This is a genomic window from Vibrio sp. 2033, assembly GCF_033339735.1.
Map to the genome: position 1 here is coordinate 1 of NZ_JAWOVC010000422.1, position 658 is coordinate 658.

Sequence of the window (658 nt, forward strand, 5' to 3'; positions counted from 1 at the left end):
CTACGCTTTACCGAATGGTCACCTCTTGCTAATTAGGCATAAAAATTATCGGTTTAGACATGAGTTCAAGCTCACATTAAGCAACCTGACACTCACAAGTGGCGAGAAATAAACCATACTCTGTTAAAGGAACGTATTTTTCTTGAAAATAGCTGCGTGTTACTTATTGTTTACATTTAGAGGAATGTCTAGGGAGATAGCTATTGAGACTTGAAAGAACTTTTGACCCAAATGACTTGTCGACGCAAAACATGGAAAGCCCAATATGTTTACCGATCGGCTTTGTTCACTTTTTGGCTCAATCACAGACGTTACAGCAGGTGCTCGATACTGTCGCAGAATGGATCAATCGGATTTTTGAATCTGACCGCACCAGCATTACGCTGTACGAAAACAGTGACTACCTCAAGGTCTACTCTTTTTCCGGCAACAAAGCGATTCCTGCCGATTTTCTCGTGCCGATTGATCAAGCCTTCGTCGGGCGTGTGTTCAAAAACCAACAACTGATCATTTGTGACGACGTTTCTCAATCCGACGAGCTAGATTGCGTCATGTTGACCTCCAGCGGTATGGGCACGTGTATGGATGCGCCGCTGATGCATGGTCAAATGTGCTTGGGTACGCTTAACGTCGCGCATCATCAAGCCCATTTTTATAC

At 44.1% G+C, this 658-nt stretch carries 1 protein-coding gene; it reads left to right on the forward strand.

Annotated elements, in window-relative coordinates:
• Positions 1-203: 203 nt before the first annotated feature.
• A partial coding sequence (locus tag R7P74_RS26955; protein WP_318123731.1) for a GAF domain-containing protein occupies positions 204-658 on the forward strand: 455 nt, incomplete at its 3' end.